At 74.5% G+C, this 1862-nt stretch carries 1 protein-coding gene; it reads right to left on the bottom strand.

From position 1 onward, the window contains the following. Positions 1-1544, bottom strand: a 1544-nt coding sequence (locus JGS39_RS39705) for an ATP-dependent helicase (protein WP_308121009.1), incomplete at its 3' end; no start/stop codon positions are given. Positions 1545-1862: the final 318 nt, after the last annotated feature.

Consider the following 1862-nt stretch of genomic DNA (forward strand, 5'->3'; position numbering starts at 1 on the left):
TCCTCGGGCTCCGCCGCGTCCTCGGGCTCCGCCGCGTCCTCGAATTCCGCCCCGTCCTCGGCCGCCGCGACCACGTCCGCGCCCCGGCGCACCGCCGCCATGGCCACCGTGCGCAGGGCCGTCAGCAGCGGGGCCACCGCCGGTTCGTGGCGCAGGGGCAGGTCGTCGCCGTCGACCTCCAGCGGAACGCCCGCCGAGGTCAGGGCCCGGCGCACGGCGGGAATGGTGCGCCCGCCCGCCCTGACCAGGACCGCCATCTCGTGCCACGGCACCCCGTCCTCCAGATGCGCCCGGCGCAGCAGGTCCGCGATGTTGTCGAGCTCGGTGGACGCGGTCGGGTAGGTGTACGTCTCGACGCCGCCGCCCTCACGGACCGCGCCGAGCTCCCGGTGGGCGCGCACCTTCGCCGACGGCAGCCGGGTGAGCGGCATCCGGCGAGTGAGCAGACGGGTCGCGGCGAGGAGCCGTTCGCCGGAACGGCGCGAGGTGGTGAGGACGCCGACCGGGGCCGGGTCACCGTCCGCGCGCCGGAACACGTCCGGGAAGTCGAGGATGCCGTTCACGTCGGCGCCGCGGAAGGCGTAGATCGACTGGTCCGGGTCGCCGAACGCGATCAGGTTCCGGCCCCCGCCGCCGCCCGGGGCGCTCCCCCGGTTCCCGGCCAGCGCGTGCAGCAGCCGCACCTGCGCCGGGTCCGTGTCCTGGTACTCGTCGACGAACACGGTGTCGTAACTGCCGGCCAGCAGCCCCGACACCTCGGGGCGCTCCGCGAGCAGCACGGCACGGTGGACGAGCTCCGCGTAGTCCAGCACCCCCTGGGCGTCCAGCACGTCCAGGTACTCGGCGAGGAACGCCGCGGCCGCACCCCAGTCGGGCCGGCCGGTGCGCCGGGCGAAGTCGGCGAGGGCGTCCGGGCCGAGGCCCAGCTCACGGCTGCGGGCGAGCACGGCGCGCACCTCGTCGGCGAAGCCGCGCGTGGTCAGACAGGCCCGCAGCTCATCGGGCCAGCGGATGTGATCGTGGCCCTCCTTCTCCAGGTCGAGCTGGCCCACCAGCAGATCGCGGACGGTGACGTCCTGCTCCGGTCCGGAGAGCAGCCGCAGCGGGTCCGCGAACAGGTCGGCGTCCTGATGGGCGCGCACCAGGGCGTAACAGAAGGAGTGGAAGGTGGTGGCCTGCGGTCCGCGGACGGCGCCGAGCCGGGCGGCCATCCGGTCGCGCAGTTCGACGGCGGCCTTGCGGCTGAAGGTGAGGATCAGCATCCGGGCCGGGTCCGCGCCCCGGGCGACACGGGCGGCGACGGCTTCGACGAGCGTGGTGGTCTTGCCGGTCCCGGGGCCTGCGAGGACGAGCAGCGGGCCGCCGGCGTGGTCAACCACCGCCCGCTGCGCCGCGTCAAGGAGAGGGGGATCCACGGAGCCCGGCAGGGTACGCACCAGCCGGTACGCGCCCGTGGCCCTCCCCCTACGCCCTTGCGGGCGTGGGGGGACCCCCTGCCGTGCCTGCCGGTGCGGACTGTTCCGGGTGGTGGAGGAGGAGCTCACGTTGGGATCGCCGGTCCTGGTGGGTGTGCTGGGGGTGCTGGAGTCGAGGGCGCGGCGCGGGCCGCGAACTGACGACGCTACTCCGGCGGGACCGCCGATTGGGGCGGGACGGCTGCGTGGATCGTCACGTTCCGCCGGGCGGGAGTGCCCGGCACCGACACGTTCCGCCGGACAGGAGGACCGGACATCATCACCTTCCGCCGGGCGGACGGACCCCGAATCGACACCCTCCGCCGTACAAAAAGACCCAGCATCGACACCCTCCGCCAGACAAAAAGACCCGGCATCGACACCCTCCGCCGGGCGGAATGACCCGGC

The organism is Streptomyces poriferorum (assembly GCF_019399235.1).
Classification (GTDB): Bacteria; Actinomycetota; Actinomycetes; order Streptomycetales; family Streptomycetaceae; genus Streptomyces; species Streptomyces poriferorum.